This window comes from Pantoea sp. X-Soil-OKNW-713, from assembly GCF_059730685.1.
The window spans coordinates 1,744,244-1,766,954 of the sequence record NZ_AP035995.1 but is presented as its reverse complement, the minus strand read 5'-3'; the positions used below and the strand labels follow the sequence as shown (position 1 = coordinate 1,766,954).

Below are 22,711 nucleotides of genomic sequence, written 5' to 3'. Positions count from 1 at the left end.
TCTTAAAAGAGCACGATAAATCGCGCCGCTACGGATGGTGTGATTTAGCCTAACGCCAGTGCCGCGGCGTTACGTCCGGCTTTGATACCAAAGATGATGATATCAGCAACCGCGTTGCCGCCGATACGGTTGGCACCGTGAATACCGCCAACCACTTCACCCGCTGCCCAGGCACCCGGGATCACCTGTTTCTGTGCATCCAGTACCGCTGTGTCAGTATTGATGGTCACGCCGCCCATAGTGTGATGCACCCCAGGGGCGATACGGATGGCGTAGTAAGGACCGTGGTTGAGCGGATGACGCAGCGCAGTTTTACGGCCAAAATCTTCGTCGTTCTGCTGCTCAACAAACTGGTTGTAACGGTTCAGGGTGGTCTGCAACGTCTCCTGATCCATATTCAGTTTCACCGCCAGTTCGTGTGGCGTTGGCGCGCTGATGACGAACCCTTTGGCGATGTACTCATCCGCCGCTTTGTTGTTCAGACGAACCTGCTCATCGAACATGATCCACGCGCTTTTCTCCGGCAGTGCGATAATTTCCGCCGAGACTTTGTCGCGCGTCTCCATCTCATTGAAGAAGCGTTTGCCCGCCTGGCTCACCAGGATGGCACCGCCGCCACGAATCGCTTCAGAAATCAGATAAGAGGTGGTTTGCTCCACTGTCGGGTGAATCTGGATCTCGCCCATATCCACGGTATCCGCACCAATTTTCTGCAACATGGCGATCCCGCTACCGGTCGCCCCTTTGTGGTTGGTGGTAACGAAGCCATCCAGCTCAGGACGATATTTCACCACCATCTCACGGTTAGCACTGAAACCGCCAGTGGCGACAATCACGCTTTTCGCGTTGAGAATGCGGCTGTCGTTGTATTCATCCACCACTTTCACGCCGCTGACCGCGCCGTTTTCGAACAGGATTTCCGCCACCGAGGTTTCCAGCAGCACTTCGATATTGCGCTGGTTAACGTTTTTCACCAGGCCGCTGATCAGGAAGCCCCCCACCGCCGAACGGTCTTCCGGGCGGTGCGTACGGTCAATGCTCATCCCACCGGTGATGGTGATGTCGCACAGCTCGATACCTTTATCTGTCAGCCAGTCAATCGCACCCGGTGCCTGTTCAACAAACTCACGCAACAGCACTGGATTGTTTTTGAATTTGCCGCCTTTCAGCGTCTCTTCATAGAACAACTCTTTGCTGTCCTCGATGCCTTTCAGACGCTGGTAGCGGGTTTCCGCTGCGTTCATCCCGACCGAGGCTTTGATGGTGTTACCACCGATGGTCGGCATCTTCTCGATGATCACCACGCGCGCGCCATCATCATGCGCCTGAATGGCCGCTGCCAGACCGGCACCGCCACTGCCAACCACCACCACATCGTAGCTGACCGGCGCATTCGGGTTGCCGCCCTCTTCAATGACATGCTCTTTGCTGGAGGTAGCCAGCGCACGGGATACGGCTTTTTTCAGCGCCTCACTCTGGGTGGTGGCACCGGTCACGGCATCAACGTGGGGGCTGTTTGCCACCAGAATGCGCGAACGCAGGCTCTCAAAAGTGCTGGTAAAGTCGACGTCCAGCGTGGCGTCCGGCACCAGCGAGATGTCGGTGATACGGTCGGTGTCCAGTGTGACGTTGATTTTCAGCTTCAGCGCTTCGGCTTCCACTTTCTCCTGGAACACGCCCGCTTTATATTTACGGCCAGTATCGCTCGTGTCGCGGATCATCGCGTCCACCAGCGAGAAGCGCCACAGCGGCTCAGGGATCACCAGCTCCTCGCGTTTGGTGCTGTCGATAAACAGCTCCATATGCTCGTTGCGGATAATCCGGTCGGCCCAGTCCGGGTAGGCGATACAGGCTTTACCAATCGCCACCAGATCGAAACCGTGCTCCAACGCATTTTCCGCATCTTCTTTATTTACCACGCCGCCAACACCAATCACCGGGACTTTAGCCAGCGTCGGTGAGCGCAGCGCCAGGTATTTGGTGATTAACGGTGTCGGGTCTTGGGTATCAACAATCGACGGACGCAGCAGTTGGCCGACGGAGAAGTGCACATAATCCAGACCGCGCGCCGCCAGTTTCTCCAGCAGATACAGGGTGTCGTCAAAACGGATACCCGGCACTTCCAGCTCTTCCGGCGAGAAGCGATAGCCGATGATAAAGTCGGCTGCCGCAAAGCGGTCCGCCATTTTATGGGTGATTTCCAGCACTTCCATCGGGAAGCGAGCACGGTTGTCGCGGCTGCCGCCCCACTTGTCATCGCGCTGGTTGGAGTTTGGTGAGTAGAACTGCTGAATCAGGTAAGTGTTAGCGCCGTGGATCTCAACGCCATCGAAACCCGCCTTGATGGCACGGTTCACCGCATCACCAAATTTGGTGATCATGACATCGACTTCTTCCGCCGTCAGCGCCTGGGGAGTCGGCGCACCTTCACGCGGAGCGGCAAGCGCGCTGGGCGCGACTGGCGTTTTACCGCCGATCAACGCGGGATCCACCATACGGCCACCGTGGTAGATCTGCAAAATGGCTTTGGAACCCTGAGATTTGATCGCATCAGCAATCCTGGCCAGGCCGGGGATTTTGTTGTCGCTATCGATGGCGATGGCGCCGGGGAAGGCCGGGCCACGGTTATCGATAAAACAGCATTCGACAATCACCGTGCCAATGCTGCCCGCACGTACACGATAGTAGTCCACCAGGTCGCTGGTCACGCCGCCGTCAAAATAACCGGTACAGGTGGTCATTGGGGCCATGACCAGGCGATTTTTCAATACCGCGCCTTTCGGCAGTGTCAGTGGATTAAGAATCGGGGTGAGCGTATTCATGATAACAACTCCAAAATTTAAAAGTTTCGAATTCTGTCGCAGACGCAGTTATTTCAAATTTATTTAAGAGGTCCGATTTCATGTAAACAATATACCAATTTCTTTAGTTACATAATTAATAAGTTTAGTTTTTTAACTTTTAAATTATTCTGGAAATAAACACTAAGACTGAATATTCGCCACTTAAAATGTTAGCGAAACGTTGTCAAAAATCAATTTTTTCATTTACATGGAAATTAATTTATGATAAATCATGGCGTTATCAGACACATCCCAGACAACAACGCCTTCCGCCTTGAGCTTTATGGCGTCTTGTCACCAGCAGAAAAGAATTAAGTAAGGGTAAGAATATATGTCAAATACAAAAAGGATTTAATACTGAATCGATTTTTTGATCCAGATCAAAATGGAGTTTTTAATAAATCGCATCATATTTACATTACGCAATCTTCTCTCTTCAACATTGCAATTAAAGAAGCATTAAAGACGTAACGGCAGATTAAAAAAGTATCATCTGAGTAGAGCAAAGTAACACCTGTTTTCCCGGAACGTTAATCGCATTCTCCATAACTTGCAGACCAAAACTATGAAAACACAAACTATCCAGAATGAACCCCTAAAAGCGCCGCCTGCCGCGCCGGGGAATAAAAACCGGCTGCTGATGCTGTGCCTGCCGGTGGTTGTTGCTGTGCTGTTGTTACTGGTGCCCACACCGGAAGGACTCGAACCTTACGCGTGGCACTTCTTCGCAATCTTTGTTGGCGTGATTGTCGGCCTGATCTTCGAACCTCTGCCCGGCGCGGTGATCGGCCTGACCGGCGTGGTGGTGATCGCGCTGTTCAGTCAGTACCTACTGTTTAGCCCGGCCGAGCTGGCGGATCCGAAGTTTAAAATGGCAGGCCAGTCCTTCAAATGGGCGGTCAGCGGCTTCGGTAACTCCACCGTGTGGCTGATCTTCGGTGCCTTTATGTTTGCCGCCGGTTACGATAAAACCCAGTTCGGTCGCCGCCTGGCGCTGATTCTGGTGAAATATCTCGGCCGTCGCAGCCTGACGCTGGGTTACGCCATCACCTTCGCAGACCTGTTGCTGGCACCGTTCACACCGTCCAACACCGCACGCAGTGGCGGCACCATCTATCCGATTATCGCCAACCTGCCGCCGCTGTACGGTTCAAAACCTAACGACCCGAGTGCGCGCAAAATTGGTTCTTATCTGATGTGGGTTGCCATCACCGCCACCTGTATCACCAGTTCTATGTTCCTGTCTGCACTGGCTCCCAACCTGCTGGCGCTGGCGCTGATAAAAAGCGTGGTCGGTTTTGATATCTCCTGGGGCATGTGGTTCCTTGCCTTCCTGCCGCTGGGTGTGCTGTTGATCCTCACCATGCCGCTGCTGGCCTACTGGCTCTATCCGCCGGAAGTGAAACTGAACGATGAAGTGCCGCGCTGGGCAACAGCCGAGCTGGCAAAACTGGGCAAACTGTCGCGCAATGAAATCCTGCTGCTGGTGTTCGTGATTTCTGCGCTGCTGATGTGGATCTTTGCCACAGCCTGGATTGAACCGGCAATGGCCGCGCTGCTGGTGATTGTGCTGATGCTGTGGACCGGCGTACTGAACTGGAACGATATCACCAGCAACAAAGCTGCGTGGAACACCTTCGCCTGGTTCGCCACCCTGGTTGCCCTCGCCGATGGTCTGGCGAAAGTCGGCTTCATTGCCTGGCTGGGTAAAGAAGGCGGGCAACTGCTGCAAGGGTATGATCCACAAGTTTCTGCCGTGGTCTTACTGGTGGCTTTCTATGTACTGCACTACCTGTTTGCCAGCACCACCGCACACACCACTGCCCTGCTGCCAGCCATGCTGACCATTGCGGCTGCTATTCCAGGCATCAATATGCCGGTGTTCTGTCTGATGTTGGCGACCTCACTGGGTGTGATGGGTATCATCACCCCGTACGGTACTGGCCCCAGCCCGATTTATTACGGTAGCGGCTATCTGCCAACCAAAGACTACTGGCGTCTGGGCACCATCTTCGGTGCGCTGTTCCTGGTGCTGCTGATGCTGATTGCCTATCCGTGGATGGTGCTGATGTTCTGATGATGTTGCTTCGATGTTAAAAATCGCAGCCGCGAAAGAATGTTAAAATGCTATGATACTCGCCAGTCAGCCCTGAGCTGGGCTGGCGAGAGAAAAAACCTATAACGAATCGCTAATGATGTCGCCTGTCTTCTCTGTACCAGACGAGCGACACATAACTGAGTGAGCCAACATGTCGAACAAACCCTTCTACTATCAAGATCCCTTTCCTCTCGCCAAAGATGATACTGAGTACTACCTGCTCAGCAGCGATTACGTCTCCGTGGAGAAATTCGCAGGCGAAGAAGTGTTAAAAGTTGATCCGCAAGCGCTGACCCTGCTGGCGCAGCAGGCGTTCCACGATGCCTCATTTATGCTGCGCGCTGCCCATCAGCAACAGGTGGCCGCGATTCTGGCCGATGATGAAGCCAGCCAGAACGACAAATATGTCGCCTTGCAGTTCCTGCGTAACTCCGAAATCGCAGCCAAAGGCGTGCTGCCGACCTGTCAGGACACCGGCACCGCCATCATCATGGGTAAGAAAGGCCAGCGTGTGTGGACCGGTGGCGGCGACGAAGCGGCGTTGTCCCAGGGGGTGTACAACACCTTTATTGAAGATAACCTGCGCTACTCACAGAACGCCGCGCTGGATATGTACAAAGAGGTGAATACCGGTACTAACCTGCCGGCACAGATTGACCTCTACAGCGTTGACGGTGACGAGTACAAATTCCTGTGTATCGCCAAAGGGGGCGGCTCCGCCAACAAAACCTATCTCTATCAGGAAACCAAAGCGCTGATCACCCCGGCGAAACTGAAGAACTACCTGATCGATAAAATGATGTCGCTCGGCACCGCCGCCTGCCCGCCTTACCATATCGCGTTTGTTATCGGTGGCACCTCGGCGGAAAGCACGCTGAAAACCGTGAAACTGGCCTCCACCCACTACTACGATTCGCTGCCGACTGAAGGTAATGAGCACGGTCAGGCGTTCCGTGATGTGCAGTTGGAGCAGGAGTTGCTGGAAGCGTCGCAGAAACTGGGCCTCGGTGCGCAGTTTGGCGGTAAATACTTCGCGCACGATATCCGTGTGGTGCGTCTGCCACGTCATGGCGCGTCCTGCCCGGTGGGTATGGGGGTTTCCTGCTCGGCTGACCGTAATATCAAGGCGAAGATTAACCGTGAAGGCATCTGGATTGAGCAACTGGAGCATAATCCAGGCCGCTTTATCCCGGAAGAGCTGCGTCAGCAGGGTGAAGGCGAAGTGGTCAACGTGGACCTCAACCGTCCGATGACCGAGATTCTGGCGCAACTTTCTTCCTACCCGGTATCGACCCGCCTGTCGCTGAACGGCACCATTATCGTGGCGCGTGACATTGCCCACGCCAAGTTGAAAGAACGTATTGATAACGGTGAAGGTCTGCCGCAGTACATCAAAGACCATCCGGTGTATTACGCAGGACCGGCCAAGACGCCAGAAGGTTATGCGTCAGGTTCACTCGGCCCAACCACCGCAGGCCGTATGGATTCCTACGTTGACCTGTTGCAGGCCAACGGCGGCAGCATGGTGATGCTGGCGAAAGGCAACCGCAGCCAGCAGGTGACAGATGCCTGCCATAAACACGGCGGCTTCTATCTCGGCAGCATCGGTGGCCCGGCAGCGGTACTGGCGCAGCAGAGTATCAAGAGCCTCGAATGCGTGGAGTACGCAGAACTGGGTATGGAAGCGATCTGGAAGATTGAAGTGGAAAACTTCCCGGCGTTTATCCTGGTGGATGACAAGGGTAACGACTTCTTCCAGCAGATCCACAACCAGTGTGCGGCCTGCGTGAAGTAACCTTATGGGGTGCGCAGTGATGCGCGCCCTTTCCCCCTGAATAAACCCCGCCGAATGGCGCGATAAATCGCACCGCTACGACTTATGCAAACTCGTCATATCGCGCGTGTTGGCAACGAGCCATAAATATTGCGCGATAAATCGCGCCGCTACGAAATGGTGCAATCTGCACTGCGATACAACAGCCTCACGTCGCGTAAACCCTCTCCCTGCGCGGTTATTTACCTAACCCACTATTAATTAACTGATTAATTTTTCTTCTCCGCATGGCACAAAAATTGCTCACTTTTAATTATCTGATTAATTAAATTCGTGGCAACCGCCACATTCACGCCAACACCAGGAGAACGTTATGACGGTCGATGAAGCGATAGCGCTGTTTGACGCGCAGCGCGAAAAGATCTGGTTTGAACAACCGGCAGAAATTGCCGCACTCGGTAAGGGTGAAGTACCACGCGGTACCGGTTCCCGTGGTCAGTACCTCAGCACCATCATCTTCGCCGAAGGGGAAACCCGCACGCTGGCCGATGAGATGCTGTGGGGGCTGATTCGCGTCGGCGAGGACAACCCGGAGGCCGATCTGAAAACCCTGCAACTGCTGATCAAAGAGATCATGGGTTACAAAGCTAACTTCTTTGATTTCGTCAGCCTGCCGGATGCGGCCCGAATGCTGCACACTTATGTCGAGGTGGCGAGTGAATGTGAAACCCTGAGCGACCTGGTTCGTCTGTCGCACAGCGCCCTCTCCTGGGCCAACCGCCTGCATATGTGGGTCGATTTCATTCTTCCCTGGGGTCTCGGGGACGGTTTTCGTCGCGTCAACGCCTGATTGGGAGAGAGAAGATCATGAAACTGGCTATGCATGTTGCCGATAAGAAGATTTGTGTGATTGAGGTGTGGGAAGACAAAGTCCCCAACCTGGCGAAAGTGTTGCGTGAAAAGCTGCCGCTGAAAAGCGTGCTGCAACACGGCAAGTTGATTGGCGACATGGTGTTTTTCACCCTGCCGATCGTCGCCCCGTGGGAAAACAAATATCTGACGCAGGATGTTGGCAAACTGCGCCGTGAACAGTACGGCGAAGTGACCGGCGCGGTATGTTACTACAGCCCGCGCCAGCAGATGTGTGTGGTGTACGGCGACGATACCGCTGACGAGCCGCTGCCGATTTCCTATATCGGTCAGGTGATTGAAGGCAAACTCGAACTGCGCGTCACCGGCCTGGAAACCTGGTTTGATCAGGGACGTACTGTCGAGCTGAGCATCATTGATTAAAGGTTGAGCAGCGCCTGCATGGCGCTGTCAATCTGTGCCGACGCGGCCGCAAAGCGCGCGGGTGCGCCGGCACAATGTCCGTAAGGTGAAACGAGAGTGCGTAACTCACCCTGACCTAATTCCGCTACCTCCAGTGCCGCCTCTTCCACCGTAAAATAACGATCGCTGTCGCACGGCATCACGATGCAACGCGCGCGGATACGCGCCAGCGCCGCACGCCAGTCTCCGTTTGCCAGCACACCAACATCGGCGTGATACCAACTGTGCAGGGCGCACAACAGATCATTGGCATCCAGCGCCTGATGATCCCGCTCCCAGTCCACCAGCAGTGCCTCCAGGGAGTCAAAGCCGAGATCGCGCCAACGCGCTTCACGAAAAAACGCAGCAGAATAGGCCCAGCCGGCATAGACGCGACCAAATGCCGCCAGCCCGCGTAACGGAGGCGCGACATAGTGGCCGTCGGCAAACTGCGCATCGCAACGCAGCGCGGCCCGAACCCCCTCAAGAAACACCTGATTATTCGGCCAACAGCGCGCCGAACCGCACACCGCCAGCAGCGCCCGCACCTGTTGTGGTCGCGCCACCGCCAGATGCCAGGCCTGCATCGCCCCCATCGACCAGCCATACGCCAGCGCGATGTGGTTAATGGCGAGATGGTCAAACAGCAGCCGCTCCTGCGCCCGCAGGTTATCGACCAGCGTCACCGATGGAAAAGCCGCTCCCGGCTGCAAACGTGAGTTAGAAGGCGAGCTGGATACGCCATTACCGAGTTTATTCACCAACACAATAAACCAGTGCGTTGGGTCGAGCGTTTTTCCTGCGCCAATCAGCGGCAAATAACGTTCATGGGTGCCGCTGTAGTAGCTAAAGATCACCACTGCATTGTCGCGTGCAGCGTTAAGCTGACCAAAGGTCTGATAGCCGATGGCCGTCTCACGCAACGTTTCTCCGCTTGCCAGCGGCAGATCGCCGGGCGTATAAAAAGCGCATAAACCCATGCCGTTCTCCTGACTCAATATGGTAAAGTTAATTAATTAGTTAATTTCATAAGGATGTCGCAATGAAGGAAGCTCCAGCCGCTGAACCTGGCAAGAAACCGCGTAAAACCCAGCGCGACGTCGCCGAGTTGTTGCAATCCTCAGCCTTTGATTTGTTCGCCACCCAGAACTATTCGTCGGTACGAATTAAAGATATCGCCACCGCTACCGGGCTGAACTCGGCGCTGATTTATTACTACTTCGGCTCGAAAGAAGACCTGTTTATCAAGGTGATAGAGTCCGCGGTGGAGCGTGCCTTTGTGCAGTTTGACGACATCAAAGCCAGCGCCAACGGGCCGCGCGACCTGATTTTTCTGTGGATTGAGATCCACATCCTCCAGTTCCATCTGTTGCAAAAACTGGCCAAAATCAGTCTGGATTACTCCAGCACCAATGGCCGCATCGCCAGCATTGATAAAGCGATTAAAAAGTTCTACGAAAAGGAATCGGTGATTCTGAAGAACACCATCAAAGAGGGGATCGCCAGCGGGTTGTTCCGTGAGGTGAACCCGGGTGATATGGCAATGCTGATCTCCACCTACCTTGATGGCGTGCTGTTCCGAAATGTGATGTTCCCCAATTTCAAATACAAACAGGCCATCAACGTGATGCGCAATTTTGTGTTTGAAAAGCTCGATGCCTGAATTGCCGGTTAAATCCGCGCGATAAATCGCGCCGCTACGGGATGTTCATGATGTGTAGCGGCGCGATTCATCGCGCAATGTCGTGCGGGTTACCGATAAACCATTAAAAAATGGTGCTGTAGCGATCGATTTCCCACTGGCTGACATGCAGGTGATAGCTGTTCCACTCCTGCAACTTGTAGTGAATAAACTCTTTTTTCAGCGCTTCACCCAGCGTCGCAGCGACAAACGGGTCGGCGTCAAAGGCTTCCACCGCTTCCAGCAAGTTTTGCGGCAGAAAATCGATGCCACGCGCGCGGCGCTCCGCTTCGCTGATGGCATACAGATTGTCTTCATTCGGCTGACGCGGATCGATCTTCTCGCGAATACCTTCCAGCCCGGCAGCTAACGCCAGCGTGGCCGCCAGATAGGGATTGACCGCGCCATCGGCATTACGCGATTCACAACGGCCACCACCAGCCGGGACGCGTACCGCGTTGGTGCGGTTATTGGACCCCCAGGAGTTAAACACCGGTGCCCACGAGAAGTAGCTCATCGCCCCCTGGCGTACCAGACGTTTGTAGCTGTTGACCGTCGGGGCAAAGGCGGCGCACAGCGCACGTCCATGTTTCAACAGCCCGCCGATAAAGTGATAACCGGTATCACTCAGGCCCAGGCCCCAGGGATCATCCGCGCTGCTGGCGTCGCGTTTAAACACGTTGGCACCGGTATTGATGTCATACAGCGACATATTGAAGTGCGCGCCGGTGCCGGTTTTATCGGCGAACGGCTTCGGCATGGTGGTGGCGATCAGCCCGCGCTGTTTGGCGTAATGCTTCGCCATAAAGCGGAAGAAGATAAAACGATCGCAGGTGGTCAGCGCATCGGCATAGTTGAAGTCGAACTCGTATTGCGAGTTGCCATCTTCGTGGTCAAGCGAATAGAGATCCCAGCCCAGCGCGTTGATGGTGGAGGAAACCTCATCCAGCCAGCCAAACTGGTCCACGAAGCCCTGCAAGTCGTAACAGGGCTTGTTGAGCTTGTTATCCGGTTCCGGCACCACCAGCCGACCATCCTGTTCCCGCTTCAACAAATAAATTTCGCACTCGATGCCGAGGTTAAACCCAAAACCCAGGGCGTTGGCCTGTTTAATCACGTTCTGCAACGCCACCCGCGTGCTGAGCGCATAGGGTTCGCCCTGAAAGTGGTTATCGGCGGGCATCCACGCAATCTTCGGTTCCCAGGGTAACTGGATGATGTGGTCGAGATCCGGCACCGAGGTCAGTTCATCTTCGTGCGGCGACTGACCCAGACCGTCCAGCGCATAGCCGGTGTAACGTTCGGAACCCTGCGCCATCTGATCCAGATGACCAATCGGCACCACTTTGCCCTTGGGAACACCGTGAATGTCCACGTACGCGCCCATGCAGTACTCCACCCCTTTAGCCATCAGGGCCTGTTTGATCTCGGCGATCTGTGCTGCGCTTTTCATTGGTGCCCTGCCTTAGTCATGTTCAACAATAGAATGGGGAATATATGGAGCGTCGAGCGCGGCGATTTCGTCAGCGCTTAACGTCAGATCCAGCGCCGCCAGTGCGTCGCTCAAATGCAGAGGACGGGTGGCTCCAATCACGGCCGCCACCACCGCCGGACGGCTGTAGATCCAGGCCAGCGCCACCTGTGCCATTGGCACGCCACGCGCCTGCGCTACCTGCTCCACCGCGCGGATCACCGCGCTGTCGGCGTGCTCAGTGGCGGCATAGAGAAAATCGGTATAGCTGTCGTCAGCACCGCGCGTACTCGACTTCGCCGCCTCCACCGGGCGGGCCAGCCGTCCGCGCGCCAGTGGGCTCCAGGGCGTCACCGCCACCCCTTCCGCCTGACACAGCGCCAGCATTTCGCGTTCTTCTTCGCGATAGATCAGGTTGAGGTGGTTCTGCATGGCGATAAAACGGCTCCAGCGTTCGTACTTCTGGATTTGTAGCGCCTTGCTGAACTGCCACGCGAACATCGACGACGCCCCGAGGTAACGCACCTTGCCAGCCTTCACCAGGTCGTGGAGCGCCTCCAGCGTCTCTTCAATCGGCGTGTCATTATCCCAGCGGTGGATTTCATACAAGTCGATGTAATCGGTGCCGAGTCGGCGCAGGCTGTGATCGCACTCCTGCATAATCGCCTTACGCGACAACCCCTTGCTGTTTGGTCCACTGCGCATTGGGTTATACAGTTTGCTGGTGATCACCACTTCATCGCGGGAGGCGAAATCACGCAGCGCACGACCAAGGATCTCTTCACTCGCCCCTTTGGCATAGATATTGGCGCTGTCGAAAAAGTTGATGCCCTGCTCCAGCGCGGCACGGATCAGTTCGCGGCTGGCGGCTTCATCCAGCGTCCAACTCCGGCCACTGCGCGCCGGTGGCGCATAGGTCACCGTCCCCAGACAGAGCGCAGAGACTTCCAGGCCGGAGTGTCCCAGCTTCAGATAACGCATTGCCTGCTCCTCACTCCGCCATGCGGATTTTCAGGTAATTGGCCAGATGCCAGACGGTGGTTTCGAGGTGGCTCAGGCGTCCCGGACGTGCGAGACGGGAACGGCTACCGCGCTGCTGCTCGGCGTTGATCCACTGGTCTTCATCGATAATCGCCAGGCTGCCCTGCTTCATCGCCGCCGCGGTCTGAGGAAAATCCTCCCGCGCCGCTGACGCCTGCGACACCAGCACCACACGGTGCCAGCGGGTAGCATGTGGCGACACCGGCAGAATGGCACTGATGGAGAGACGATCCGGATTCAGTGAGATCAGGCAGTTGGGAAACAGCAGCAGCAATTCACTGAAGCGCATCTGCTCGTCGTTCAGGCCACTGAACGGTTCCAGACCGGCGGTCAGGATCTCGCTCAGTTCACCGTTTTTCCGCAGCGGCTGATGACAGATGGTCCAGCCCGGGCCTTCATCAATGATCGAACTGAGTCGACCGGGAAAGCTATCCTCCAGCGTGGTGCGATGCACCGCCGCATGGTGGTAGCACTCCATAAACGTTTCGATCGCCATTTTCCAGTTGTACGGACAGTCGTAATCCAGCGTGTAAGCGGTCACCAGATCGGCGACGTGGTAGCGTTGAAAACGTTCGGTGAGCGGTGCCAGCCGGGGTGCCAGCGGCGCGGCATCGGCGTTGAAGGTGACAAAGATCATGCCGAACACCACCTCATGGCGGATCTTCGGCAGGCTGCACTGCTGGCGGTCAAAGTCCTGCGCCTGGTTCATAGATGGCGCGCCACTCAGCTTGCCGTGGGTGTTGTAGGTCCAGTTGTGGAATGGACAGATAAATGAGCGGCTGTTGCCGCTGCCGTGCGCAATCGGCGCCCAGCGATGCAGACAAACGTTGGAGAACACCGCAATGCCAGCGTCGTTACGCAAAATCAGTAACGGCTCGCCCACCACATCCAGCGTGAAGAAATCATTCAGGTTAGCAATTTGCGACTCATGGCCGACAAACAACCAGTCCTGGCGGAACACTTTGTCTTCTTCGAGACGGAAAAAACTGTCGCTGTTATAGGCTTCTGGCGGCAGGGTTTCTGCACGGCTGGCATCATGGCGTTGCTGCTCCAGCATCCGTTGCAGAATGCTGTCGCCGTCATCAAACACCACATCAATCTTCTCGCGATACATTTCACTCTCCTCTGGCGGTACGAAAGGTCAATGGACCAAGCTCTTTTTCCAGCAGCGGCACGACCCGCTCGCCAAACAGCGTCAGCGAACGACGCGCATCAGCAATCGGCATATCGCCAAACTGGAAGAAACAGTTGTAGTGGCTGGGACGGAGGGTGCGGATCTCCGCCAGCATGCGCTCAGCGACGGTTTCCGCATCGCCAATCATCAGGTTATTGCTCACCGTCTCCAGCGAAGGTTCATCCGCTAACGCTGGCGCGTGGATAAACGCCTGCTCGCTGACGCTGGTGTTCTCGCGCAACGCCGCGATCATGCGCGCGACAAACAGCGCGCGTTCCGCTGCGGCATGGGCCTGCTGGCGGTTGTCACAAACGTGGATATATTGCTGCACCGCCACCGGCATCGCCGCGTCGAGGCCCGCCTGCTGCCAGCCGAGACGCGCATCGGCCACCATCTGCTGCAATTTGTGGGTGCCGCGATAACCCGCAGTAAAAAACGGCGTCGCCTGCCAGCGCTGAAACTGCGCAATCAGTTGCGGATTGGATGAGGTTAGGTACAGCGGCGGTAAGGGTTTCTGCAACGTGTCGAGCAGAAAATCGGTACGCAGCGGCTGACCAAAACGGTCTGGCGAGTGGGTATATCCCTGGGTCAGGGCATCGCTGATAAACTGCCAGTGCGCCAGCAGTTGCTGACCACGGGTTTCTACATCCAGTCCGTAGCGGTCAAATTCCCACGCCTGATAACCGCTGCCTATACCCAGCACCAGCCGCCCTTCCGTCAGGCGATCGACCAGCGCAATCTCCTGCGCAATACGCATCGGCTGGTACAACGGCAATACCACCACCGCCGTACCCAAGCGGATACGCCGCGCATAACCGGCCATATGCGCCACCAGCATCAGCGGCGATACGCTGAGCGAGTAGTTGGTGAAGTGATGCTCGGCAAACCACGCGGTATCGAAGCCGATCTCCTCCGCCAGCAGCACCATGCTGCGCATATCCTCAATCACCCCCTGCACACCGCGCGGGTTGTCTTTATACGACATCAGGTTGAACAGACCGAGTTGCATCATTAACCCCTTGTCCAGCGATAGTGATGTTCCACACGCGCCTGCACCAGACTGAGCACGGTTGTGGCAGCGAGATACCAGATACAGGCAACAATCAGCAGCGGGATGTTTTCGTATGTGCGTGAGTAGATCGCCTGCGCCGAGTAGAGCAAATCCGAGAGCGAAATCACGCTCACCAACGAGGTGGTTTTCAACATGCCAATCACCTGGTTGCCGGTAGGTGGAATGATGAACGGGATGGCCTGCGGCAGGATCACCCGCTTCAGATACTGGCCGCGTGTCATACCCAGCGCCCGGGCGGCCTCCTGCTGGCCATCATCCACCGAGGAGATCCCGGCACGGATGATCTCCGCCATATAGGCCGACTCATTCAGTCCAAGGCCGAGAATCGCTGCGGCCAGCGGGGTGATCAAATCGTTGGTGCTACCGCTCCACAGGGTAAACAGGCCGGGGATGCCCAGACTGACCTGCGGATAGAGCGCCGCGAGGTTGTACCAGAAAATCAGCTGCACCAGCACCGGCGTGCCGCGAAAGAACCAAATCCAGCCACGGCTGAAACCCACCAGCAGCGGGTTACTGGAGAGGCGCATCACCGCCAGCAGCACGCTGAGTACAATCGCCAGCACCATGATCACCAGCGTCAGCCAGAAGGTGGTCCACAGACCGAGCAGGATGGTGGGTGAGAACAGGTATTTACCCACCGTCGCCCAGGCGAAATTAGGGTTGGTGATCATCGAATGCGCCACCAGCGCCAGCAGCACCGCCAGCACCAGTGCGGAGATCCAGCGACCGGGATAGCGCTGTGCCACCACATGGCGGCCATGATCCGCTGGTGTGCGCGTGGCATTCAGCGGGGAAGTCAGGGTTTTATCCGTCATCAGCGTTCTCTTCATCGTTTTAACCGGACAAATTTAATTAACTGATTAATTAAGATCTACAGTCTGCCTGCGCATCTGTCAATCATTCGGTGCTCACTGCCTGCACTCGGGCGAGAAAATCTCGGGTACGGGGATGGCGTGGTGCGGAAAAAAAGTGTTTAGATTCCGCCACTTCAATGATTGCGCCGTTGTCCATAAACGCGACACGATTGGCGACATCACGCGCAAAACCCATCTCATGGGTGACAATCACCATCGTCATACCGTCACGCGCCAGATCGCGCATCACCGCCAGCACTTCCCCCACCAGCTCAGGATCGAGCGCGCTGGTGGGTTCATCAAACAGCATCAGCGACGGCTTCATCGCCATCGCCCGTGCAATCGCCACCCGCTGCTGCTGACCACCCGATAGCGCCGCCGGACGCGAATGGTAACGATGGCTGAGCCCGACGCGATCCAGCAGCGCTTTGGCCTCCGCCATCGCCTGGGCGCGCGGCACTTTTTTTACCGTCATCGGCGCTTCCATCACGTTTTCCAGCGCCGTCATATGGCCGAACAGGTTGAAGCGCTGAAACACCATGCCAATATTGACGCGGTTACGCGCCACCTCAGCCTCCTTCAGTTCGTACAACTTTTCCCCCTGCAATCGGTAGCCGACCATACCGCCATTGACCCACAGCTCACCGCCGTCAATCTTTTCCAGGTGATTGATACAGCGCAGGAAGGTGGATTTTCCCGAGCCGGAGGGACCAATCAGACACACCACCTCGCCTTGTTCAACGCTGAGATCCACCCCTTTGAGGATCTCCACGCCGTGAAACGATTTGGTGACCTGCTGCGCATCCACCATCAGCGTTTTGCTCATCTCGCCTCCTGTTCGGTCATGTACCAGGTATTCAGGCCACCGCTGTCGAGGATCAGCATCTGGCCGGTGAAAGAGGCCGTGGTGGCCAGAAATGCCACGCTGCGCGCCACCTCATCACTGCTGACCGGACGTTGCAGCGGCAAGCGCGCCACCTCCTGCGCCAGCAGTGGCTCCTGGGTGGCCCAGTGACTATCCGGGTCACGAATCGGTCCCGGACTGATGCCGCACACGCGGATACCGCGAGGTGCCCATTCAATCGACATTTGCGCCGTCAGATTCACCACGCCCGCCTTCGACGGACCAAAGGCGCCCGCATTGGGGTAGCAACGATGGGCAGACGCACCGGCGATATTGATAATCACTCCACCGGGTGCCATGCGCCGCACCGTTTCGACACTCATCACAAAGGTGCCGGTTAGCTGGGTATTCAGCACCTGCTGCCACTGTTCATCGCGCAGTTCCAGCAACGGAGCCGCCGCAGTTGATCCGGCGTTATTGACCAACAGACTCGGTGCGCCAAGCACGTTGACCACCTCGTCGAGGACCTGCTGCACCGCCGGGCGATCGGTGATATCGACCCGCCAGAAAGCCGCACGCGCCCCCTGCGCCGTCAGTTTGTCCACCGCGTGTTGCGCCGCCTCGACATCGCTGCGCACCAGCAGCGCGATGGCATAGCCCTGCCGCGCCAGTTCGCGGGCAATACACAGGCCGACACCGCGTGAACCGCCGGTAATCAGCGCGGTTTTTACGCTGTGCATAATCTTGCCTCCTCGGTTAATGCCTGATGGCGCGCCAGCAGCGACGAACCGCAGATATAGCCCCAGGTCAGGTTGGGCCCGAGCGTGGTGCCTGCGCTGACCGCTTTGCTGCCGATCGGATTAGCCATCGCCGCCCCGGCACAATACAAGCCCGCCAGTGGCCGACCATCGCGATGCAGCACATTACCGCTGGCATCGGTACGCGGCCCGCCTTTGGTGGCAAGGAAGGTGCGGTTGAACGGTATGGCGATAAACGGGGCATGGCAGATCGCCGCTAATCCCCCCTGCAAGCGCCGGTCAGCCTTGCCATGCGCAGCACTCAGATGACGGGAAAAATCTTCATCAATGCCCCGGGCGCAACTGTGGTTAAACCGCGCCACGCTGGCCTCCAGCGCACCCGCAGGCAACGCCAGTTGTTGCGCCAGTTGCGTCAGCGTCGCGGCTTGCCGCAGCCAACCCGGTGTACGCCAGCGGTAGTAACGCAGCAGCGGTGCCCGGCGTAGCAGACGAGCGTCGCTGATCAGCCAGACCGGCAGATGGCGCGGCAGTCCCTGCACATCACGCGCATCCAGCGACGCACCGAGGTTAAAAACAAATTCATTGGTGAAACGCTGACCGTGGCGATCGACCAGAATGGCGTTGGGTTCGTAATGGAAGAAAACAGACAACCCGCTCCACGGCTGGCCTGGCGCGGCGGGTATACCGCCCCCGATATTGGCCTGATCCATATGCGCCAACTGCGCACCTGCGCTTTCCGCCATACGCTGCCCATCGCCACTGTTATCGCGGGGGCTGGCGATAAAATCATACGGACCTGGGAAATGCTGCTGCCGTTGCTGCGCATCCCACTCGAAACCGCCGCTGGCGATCACCACGCCACAACGCGCCTCAATCTCCCGTTCCTCGCCCTGATGCCGGTAACGTACGCCCGTGATCTGATGGCTACCGCGCATCAGTAAGCCCTGCACCGCTGCCTCAGTGATAAACTCGCAGCCCGCCGCCTGACAGCCATCAAGCAACCCGGCCACCAGCGCCGCGCCTTTGGTCAGTTCGCCACGCCACTGTCGCCGGAGCAGACGCGGCAACGCGCGCAGATACGTCCGTATCGGCTGATGCCAGAGGTCACTCGCCAGCAGTTCGTGGTAGGAAAACAGGCGCGGTAACGGCGTGGGACGTAAGCGCCACGGACATTGCGGTTGCAACGGCATGGGTGCCAGCATCCGCCCCTGCTGTTTAGCTCCCGGCAGCGGCCACAGTGGATCGCCCTCTGGCGTCAGGGCGAAACGCAATGCGCTGTGCTGCTCGACAAACGCCAGCATCAACGGAGCTTGCTGCGCCAGCGCCTGCCAGAGCGTATCTTCGCTCGCCTGCCAGCCTTCAGGCGCACTGGCACGCAGATAATCGAGCGCCTCTTGTGATGAATCAGCCAGGCCGGCGGCCAGGGCGTGATGGTTGGCTGGCACCCAGGTGGCCCCGCCAGACATCGCTGTGGTGCCGCCCAACCAGGCGCTTTTTTCCAGCACCAGCACCGACAAACCGCCCACCGCCGCCCGCAGTGCGGCGCTGAGCGCCGCACCACCGGAACCGATCACCAGCACATCACACTGGCGACCCCCACTCATAATGGCTGTGTGCTGGTGAGGTTGATGCCGGGTTTATCCAGCTTCATCGCCTCCAGATCCCACTTCTCCATGATCTTGTCGTAGGTGCCGGTTTCATGCAGCACGTTAAGCGCCTTCAACAGCACCTCCGCCAGTTGGGTGTTCTCTTTCGCCACCACAATACCGAGGTAGTATTTCGGCATCAGTGGCATCTGCACGGTGCGAATGGGATGCGGGGCTTTTTGCTTGATGTCATCCACCGAGGCTGCATCGTTCAGCACAAAATCCACCCGGCCCGAATAGAGACCGAGCAGGACCGCATCAGCCGACGGCAGCGTCACCTGTTCGATCGCCGGTTTGCCGTTTTTGGTGCAGTTCGGGGTGTAGATCTCGCTGATGGCTTTTTCGAAATCGGTGCCGGTTTGCACGCCCACTTTCAGGCCGCACAGGGTCAGCGGATCGTTGCTGATGGATTTTTCGGTCGCCAGCGTATACACCTCGCTGGTGGCGTAGGCGTAGTTAACAAACGACACCTGCTTTTCACGTTCGGCGCTGTCGGAGATACACTCCATTGCCACGTCATAACGACCGCTTTTTACGCCCGGTATCAGCCCGGCGAAATCGATCGAAACCGGTTTGACTTTGATACCCAGCACCTGGCCGATCGCATCCCACAGGTCCGGCTCAAAGCCGACCATGGTTTTATTATCTTCCGCGAAGGATTCGCACGGCGGGTAGTGAGCATCAGTGACCAGATTGAGGGTTTTGCTGCTACGGATTTTTTCGGGTAACTGCGCATGCAGGGAGGCATGCATTTTGAGTGGCGCATCGGCGGCCTGCGTGGAAAATTGCGTCAGTGCAGAAACCAACAGCGATGCAGCAACAACCAGACTTTTCATTCTCATGCTTTTAACTCCAGTAGAAAGGCGCGATGCCTGAAGACCCTGATGATTTAAAAAAGCAAAAAAGGAAGACGGTGCGCAGAAAGAATTGCAAGCGTTATGCCAGTTTTTAAATAACTGATTAATTAATCATGAGAGCAGAGAGCACAAGGGATGAGGCGTGAGACGGCAGCGGGTGCGGCCTGGCACGTTGAACAGAGAATCACCAACGGAGTGCATAAAGTGAGCTGATGGTGCAAAAAAACACCGCAGCGCGATCAGCGCCGCCAGGGGGATAAATTGTAGCGGCACGATTTATCGTGCAATTTGGTGTGCAGTGTGGGGGGACAAAACGCGCGATAAATCGCGCCGCTTGTATCTTGAAGTTGTAACTGGTTAGCTACCCGTTACACGAAACGGAGGCAGCTTGTCGCGCCGCTTAAGACTCGATCTTGTGTCGTAGCTTAAAGCCCTCCGTTTCTCCTTTCACGCCAGCATCTACTCTGAACGGTAACCAGAAGCTCTGACTTCGTATGTACAAGGCAAGATGGCGTGATGGTTCATGTGAAAGGGAGCTGTCTTATGATTTATCTCGGTATTGATGTCAGTAAAAACAAACTCGACCTCTGCCTGTTGCCCGGCAACGGGAAAAAGAAAACCAAAACCCTCAAAAATCATCCCGACGCCGACCGGGAGATAAATGACTGGTTAATCAGGCAAAAATGCCATCCTGAACAGGTGATGGTGGTGCTCGAAGCGACCGGCATTTATCACGAAAACGTCGCCTTTGGTCTTCATGAAAATACCCCCGTCACAGTCTGCATCAGCAATCCTCAGCGGGTCAGGGAGTTCGCCCGTGGAATGGCTATCCTGACTAAAAACGACTCCGTTGATGCTTACATCCTGGCCCGTTATGGCGAGCTGAAACAGCCTGATGCCTGGGTGCCCCCCTCCCCGGAGGTCCGTAAACTTCGGGAGCTGGTGCGTCTGCGGGACTCACTTCAGGCTGATGTCCAGCGGGCGGAGAACCGACTGGAAAAGGCCCATTCAACCCGCACAGCGCCTGAAATCATTGACTCGCTGGAGAGAACCCTGAAAGCCCACAGGGACGAGCTGAAGCGTATTGAAGCGCTCATCTCAGACCACACAGATAATCATCCGGGTCTGAAGGAAGACCGTGAGCTGCTGGAATCGATAAAAGGAATAGGCAGCGTGGTGGGCACGACAATGCTGTCGGTGCTGCGCTCGTGTCCGTTCCGGAGTGCTTCACAGGTCGCTGCGTGGCTGGGTGTGGTACCGGTGGAAAAAACGTCCGGTAGCTCAGTCAGGGGGCGTGCACGGATGTCAAAAACAGGCCCGGCAGACGTAAGGGCGAAACTGTATATGGCGGCGATTGTAGCGATCAGGTGGAATGCCCCGGCGAAGGCGCTGTACCAGAGGCTAATCGCGAAGGGCAAAGCCAGCAAGGCTGCGCTTGGAGCGGTGATGCGCAAGCTGGTTCATCAGTGCTTCGGGGTGCTGAAAACGCGGATGAAGTGGGATGAAAATTACGCAGCTACCGCTTGACGTTCAAGACGGTAGCTACGGTACATTGCACATATTTGTAGCGGCACGATTTATCGTGCTGTTTAGTGGGAAAAGGCAGCGGGTAACCCCGCTGCCAGCTTCATCAGAAGAAACCGAGTGGTTGGGTGCTGTAACTCACGAGCAGGTTTTTGGTTTGCTGATAATGATCGAGCATCATTTTGTGGGTTTCACGGCCAATTCCCGATTTTTTGTAGCCGCCAAACGCCGCATGTGCCGGGTAGAGATGATAACAGTTGGTCCAGACGCGGCCGGCTTTAATCGCGCGTCCCATCCGGTAAGCCCGGTTGATATCGCGTGTCCAGACGCCCGCACCCAGGCCATACATGGAATCATTGGCTAAGGCGATAGCTTCCGCTTCATCTTTAAAGGTCAGGATGCCGACCACCGGGCCAAAGATTTCTTCCTGAAACACCCGCATGCTGTTGCTGCCTTTCAGCAGCGTCGGCTGAATGTAGTAACCGCTGGCGAACTCCTCACCGACACTCTCGATGCCACCGCCGTGCAGCACCTCAGCCCCCTCACGTTGGGCAATTTCCAGATAGGAGAGGATTTTGTCGAACTGCTGCTGTGACGCCTGTGCACCGATCATGGTTTCGGTGTCGAGCGGGTTGCCACGTTTAATGGTTTTGATGCGTTTCATCACCGCCGCCATAAAGGGTTCGAAAATCGACTCCTGCACCAGCGCGCGTGACGGGCAGGTACAGACTTCACCCTGATTAAGGAAGCCCAGCACCACCCCTTCCGCCGCTTTCTCAATAAAGCTCTCCTCGGCCTGCATAATATCTTCGAAGAAGATATTGGGTGATTTACCGCCCAGTTCGACGGTAGACGGGATCAGGCTTTTCGCCGCCAGTTCAAGAATATGGCCACCGGTGGCGGTTGAACCGGTAAAGGCGATTTTGGCGATACCCGGGTGCGATGCCAGCGCTTCACCGGCTTCTTTACCGTAGCCATGCACCACATTGATCACTCCCGGCGGGACCAGGTCTTTGATCAAATCAAGGAACAGGGTGATGGATAGCGGCGTCTGTTCTGCCGGTTTCAGCACCACGCAATTACCCGCCCCAAGTGCCGGAGCCAGTTTCCACGCAGCCATCAGCAACGGGAAATTCCACGGGATAATCTGCCCTACTACGCCCAGCGGCTCGTGGAAGTGGTAAGACGCCGTGAACTCATCAATCTCCGAAGCGGTGCCTTCCTGTGCGCGCACACAACCGGCGAAATAGCGGAAATGGTCCACCGCCAGCGGCATATCGGCAGCGAGGGTTTCACGCACCGGTTTACCGTTATCCCAGGTTTCATTCACCGCCAGATATTCGAGGTTTTCCTCCAGCCGATCGGCGATCTTCAACAGTACCAGGGAACGTGCCTGCGGGGAGGTTTTGCCCCAGGCCTCTGCGGCGGCATGGGCGGCAGCAACAGCATTATCAATATCCTCACGGTCGGAGCGCGGAAACTCGCCAATCGACGAGGCATTAATCGGCGAGGTGTTGACGAAGTAGTTACCGTTCACCGGTGCCACAAACTCACCGTTGATAAAGTTGCCATAGCGTTTTTGGAGTCTAATCAGAGAACCTTGTTCTCCAGGTGCAGCGTAACGCATGATGTTTCTCCTTGCGGGACAGAGGTTGCGTGTAACAACCGTGAAACTTATTATTAACATTGATCGATCAATAGCACGCTGTCAGATCTGCCGGTGGGAAACTGTGACATCACGCGATAAATCGCGCCGGTTTGCT

General features: G+C 56.5%; 18 protein-coding genes. 6 read left to right on the top strand and 12 right to left on the bottom strand.

From position 1 onward, the window contains the following. Window positions 1-44: 44 nt before the first annotated feature. Window positions 45-2,822: a flavocytochrome c gene (locus AC6I8R_RS08160; RefSeq protein WP_208725290.1), complete on the bottom strand. Its 2,778-nt coding sequence runs from the start codon at window positions 2,820-2,822 to the stop codon at window positions 45-47. Window positions 2,823-3,408: 586 nt separating this feature from the next. Here AC6I8R_RS08160 and AC6I8R_RS08155 point away from each other — a divergent pair. The 4 genes from AC6I8R_RS08155 to AC6I8R_RS08140 all read left to right on the top strand — a co-directional run bounded on the left by AC6I8R_RS08155 (window position 3,409) and on the right by AC6I8R_RS08140 (window position 8,008). Further along, complete coding sequence (locus AC6I8R_RS08155) at window positions 3,409-4,920, top strand: anion permease (protein WP_021185697.1); 1,512 nt, start codon at window positions 3,409-3,411, stop codon at window positions 4,918-4,920. Window positions 4,921-5,092: 172 nt separating this feature from the next. Beyond that, on the top strand, window positions 5,093-6,736 hold the full coding sequence (fumA, locus tag AC6I8R_RS08150; protein WP_021185696.1) for a class I fumarate hydratase FumA: 1,644 nt from the start codon (window positions 5,093-5,095) through the stop codon (window positions 6,734-6,736). A gap of 352 nt (window positions 6,737-7,088) precedes the next feature. Beyond that, window positions 7,089-7,565 carry a cucumopine synthase-related protein gene (locus tag AC6I8R_RS08145; protein ID WP_021185695.1) on the top strand — a complete coding sequence of 159 codons (477 nt, stop codon included), beginning with the start codon at window positions 7,089-7,091 and terminating at the stop codon, window positions 7,563-7,565. 17 nt (window positions 7,566-7,582) lie between these two features. Further along, complete coding sequence (locus AC6I8R_RS08140) at window positions 7,583-8,008, top strand: DUF3830 family protein (RefSeq protein WP_013508755.1); 426 nt, start codon at window positions 7,583-7,585, stop codon at window positions 8,006-8,008. Here AC6I8R_RS08140 and AC6I8R_RS08135 read toward each other — a convergent pair. Further along, the gene (locus AC6I8R_RS08135) at window positions 8,005-9,006 is read right to left on the bottom strand and encodes an alpha/beta fold hydrolase (RefSeq protein WP_497832103.1); all 1,002 of its coding nucleotides are present in this window, start codon (window positions 9,004-9,006) and stop codon (window positions 8,005-8,007) included. The genes AC6I8R_RS08140 and AC6I8R_RS08135 overlap by 4 nt on opposite strands. 62 nt (window positions 9,007-9,068) lie before the next feature. On the opposite strand from AC6I8R_RS08135, the gene AC6I8R_RS08130 reads away from it, so the two are divergent. Then, window positions 9,069-9,689 carry a TetR/AcrR family transcriptional regulator gene (locus tag AC6I8R_RS08130; protein ID WP_021185693.1) on the top strand — a complete coding sequence of 207 codons (621 nt, stop codon included), beginning with the start codon at window positions 9,069-9,071 and terminating at the stop codon, window positions 9,687-9,689. Window positions 9,690-9,792: 103 nt separating this feature from the next. On the opposite strand, the gene glnT is transcribed toward AC6I8R_RS08130, so the two are convergent. The 9 genes from glnT to AC6I8R_RS08085 all read right to left on the bottom strand — a co-directional run bounded on the left by glnT (window position 9,793) and on the right by AC6I8R_RS08085 (window position 19,409). Next, window positions 9,793-11,160, bottom strand: coding sequence for a type III glutamate--ammonia ligase (gene glnT, locus AC6I8R_RS08125; RefSeq protein WP_021185692.1), 1,368 nt, complete (start codon window positions 11,158-11,160; stop codon window positions 9,793-9,795). A 12-nt stretch (window positions 11,161-11,172) separates the two neighbouring features. Next, on the bottom strand, window positions 11,173-12,159 hold the full coding sequence (locus AC6I8R_RS08120; protein ID WP_021185691.1) for an aldo/keto reductase: 987 nt from the start codon (window positions 12,157-12,159) through the stop codon (window positions 11,173-11,175). Window positions 12,160-12,169: 10 nt separating this feature from the next. Next, window positions 12,170-13,333: an aromatic ring-hydroxylating oxygenase subunit alpha gene (locus AC6I8R_RS08115; RefSeq protein WP_497832102.1), complete on the bottom strand. Its 1,164-nt coding sequence runs from the start codon at window positions 13,331-13,333 to the stop codon at window positions 12,170-12,172. Between the two features lies 1 nt (window position 13,334). Beyond that, complete coding sequence (locus tag AC6I8R_RS08110; RefSeq protein ID WP_021185689.1) at window positions 13,335-14,405, bottom strand: LLM class flavin-dependent oxidoreductase; 1,071 nt, start codon at window positions 14,403-14,405, stop codon at window positions 13,335-13,337. After that, on the bottom strand, window positions 14,405-15,295 hold the full coding sequence (locus AC6I8R_RS08105; RefSeq protein ID WP_244634030.1) for an amino acid ABC transporter permease: 891 nt from the start codon (window positions 15,293-15,295) through the stop codon (window positions 14,405-14,407). The genes AC6I8R_RS08110 and AC6I8R_RS08105 overlap by 1 nt, the downstream gene beginning before the upstream one ends. A 67-nt stretch (window positions 15,296-15,362) precedes the next feature. Further along, window positions 15,363-16,145, bottom strand: a complete 783-nt coding sequence (locus AC6I8R_RS08100; RefSeq protein ID WP_302474908.1) for an amino acid ABC transporter ATP-binding protein — start codon at window positions 16,143-16,145, stop codon at window positions 15,363-15,365. Next, complete coding sequence (locus AC6I8R_RS08095) at window positions 16,142-16,903, bottom strand: SDR family NAD(P)-dependent oxidoreductase (RefSeq protein ID WP_021185686.1); 762 nt, start codon at window positions 16,901-16,903, stop codon at window positions 16,142-16,144. The genes AC6I8R_RS08100 and AC6I8R_RS08095 overlap by 4 nt, the downstream gene beginning before the upstream one ends. Continuing rightward, window positions 16,891-18,525: an FAD-dependent oxidoreductase gene (locus AC6I8R_RS08090; RefSeq protein ID WP_497832101.1), complete on the bottom strand. Its 1,635-nt coding sequence runs from the start codon at window positions 18,523-18,525 to the stop codon at window positions 16,891-16,893. The genes AC6I8R_RS08095 and AC6I8R_RS08090 overlap by 13 nt, the downstream gene beginning before the upstream one ends. After that, window positions 18,522-19,409 (bottom strand): ABC transporter substrate-binding protein, encoded by an 888-nt coding sequence (locus AC6I8R_RS08085; protein ID WP_497832100.1) that lies wholly within the window; start codon window positions 19,407-19,409, stop codon window positions 18,522-18,524. The genes AC6I8R_RS08090 and AC6I8R_RS08085 overlap by 4 nt, the downstream gene beginning before the upstream one ends. A gap of 558 nt (window positions 19,410-19,967) precedes the next feature. Here AC6I8R_RS08085 and AC6I8R_RS08080 point away from each other — a divergent pair. Continuing rightward, window positions 19,968-20,951 carry an IS110 family RNA-guided transposase gene (locus tag AC6I8R_RS08080; protein WP_497831835.1) on the top strand — a complete coding sequence of 328 codons (984 nt, stop codon included), beginning with the start codon at window positions 19,968-19,970 and terminating at the stop codon, window positions 20,949-20,951. A 103-nt stretch (window positions 20,952-21,054) separates the two neighbouring features. Here AC6I8R_RS08080 and exaC read toward each other — a convergent pair whose 3' ends face one another. After that, window positions 21,055-22,575, bottom strand: a complete 1,521-nt coding sequence (gene exaC / locus AC6I8R_RS08075) for an acetaldehyde dehydrogenase ExaC (RefSeq protein WP_021185683.1) — start codon at window positions 22,573-22,575, stop codon at window positions 21,055-21,057. Window positions 22,576-22,711 lie beyond the last annotated feature (136 nt).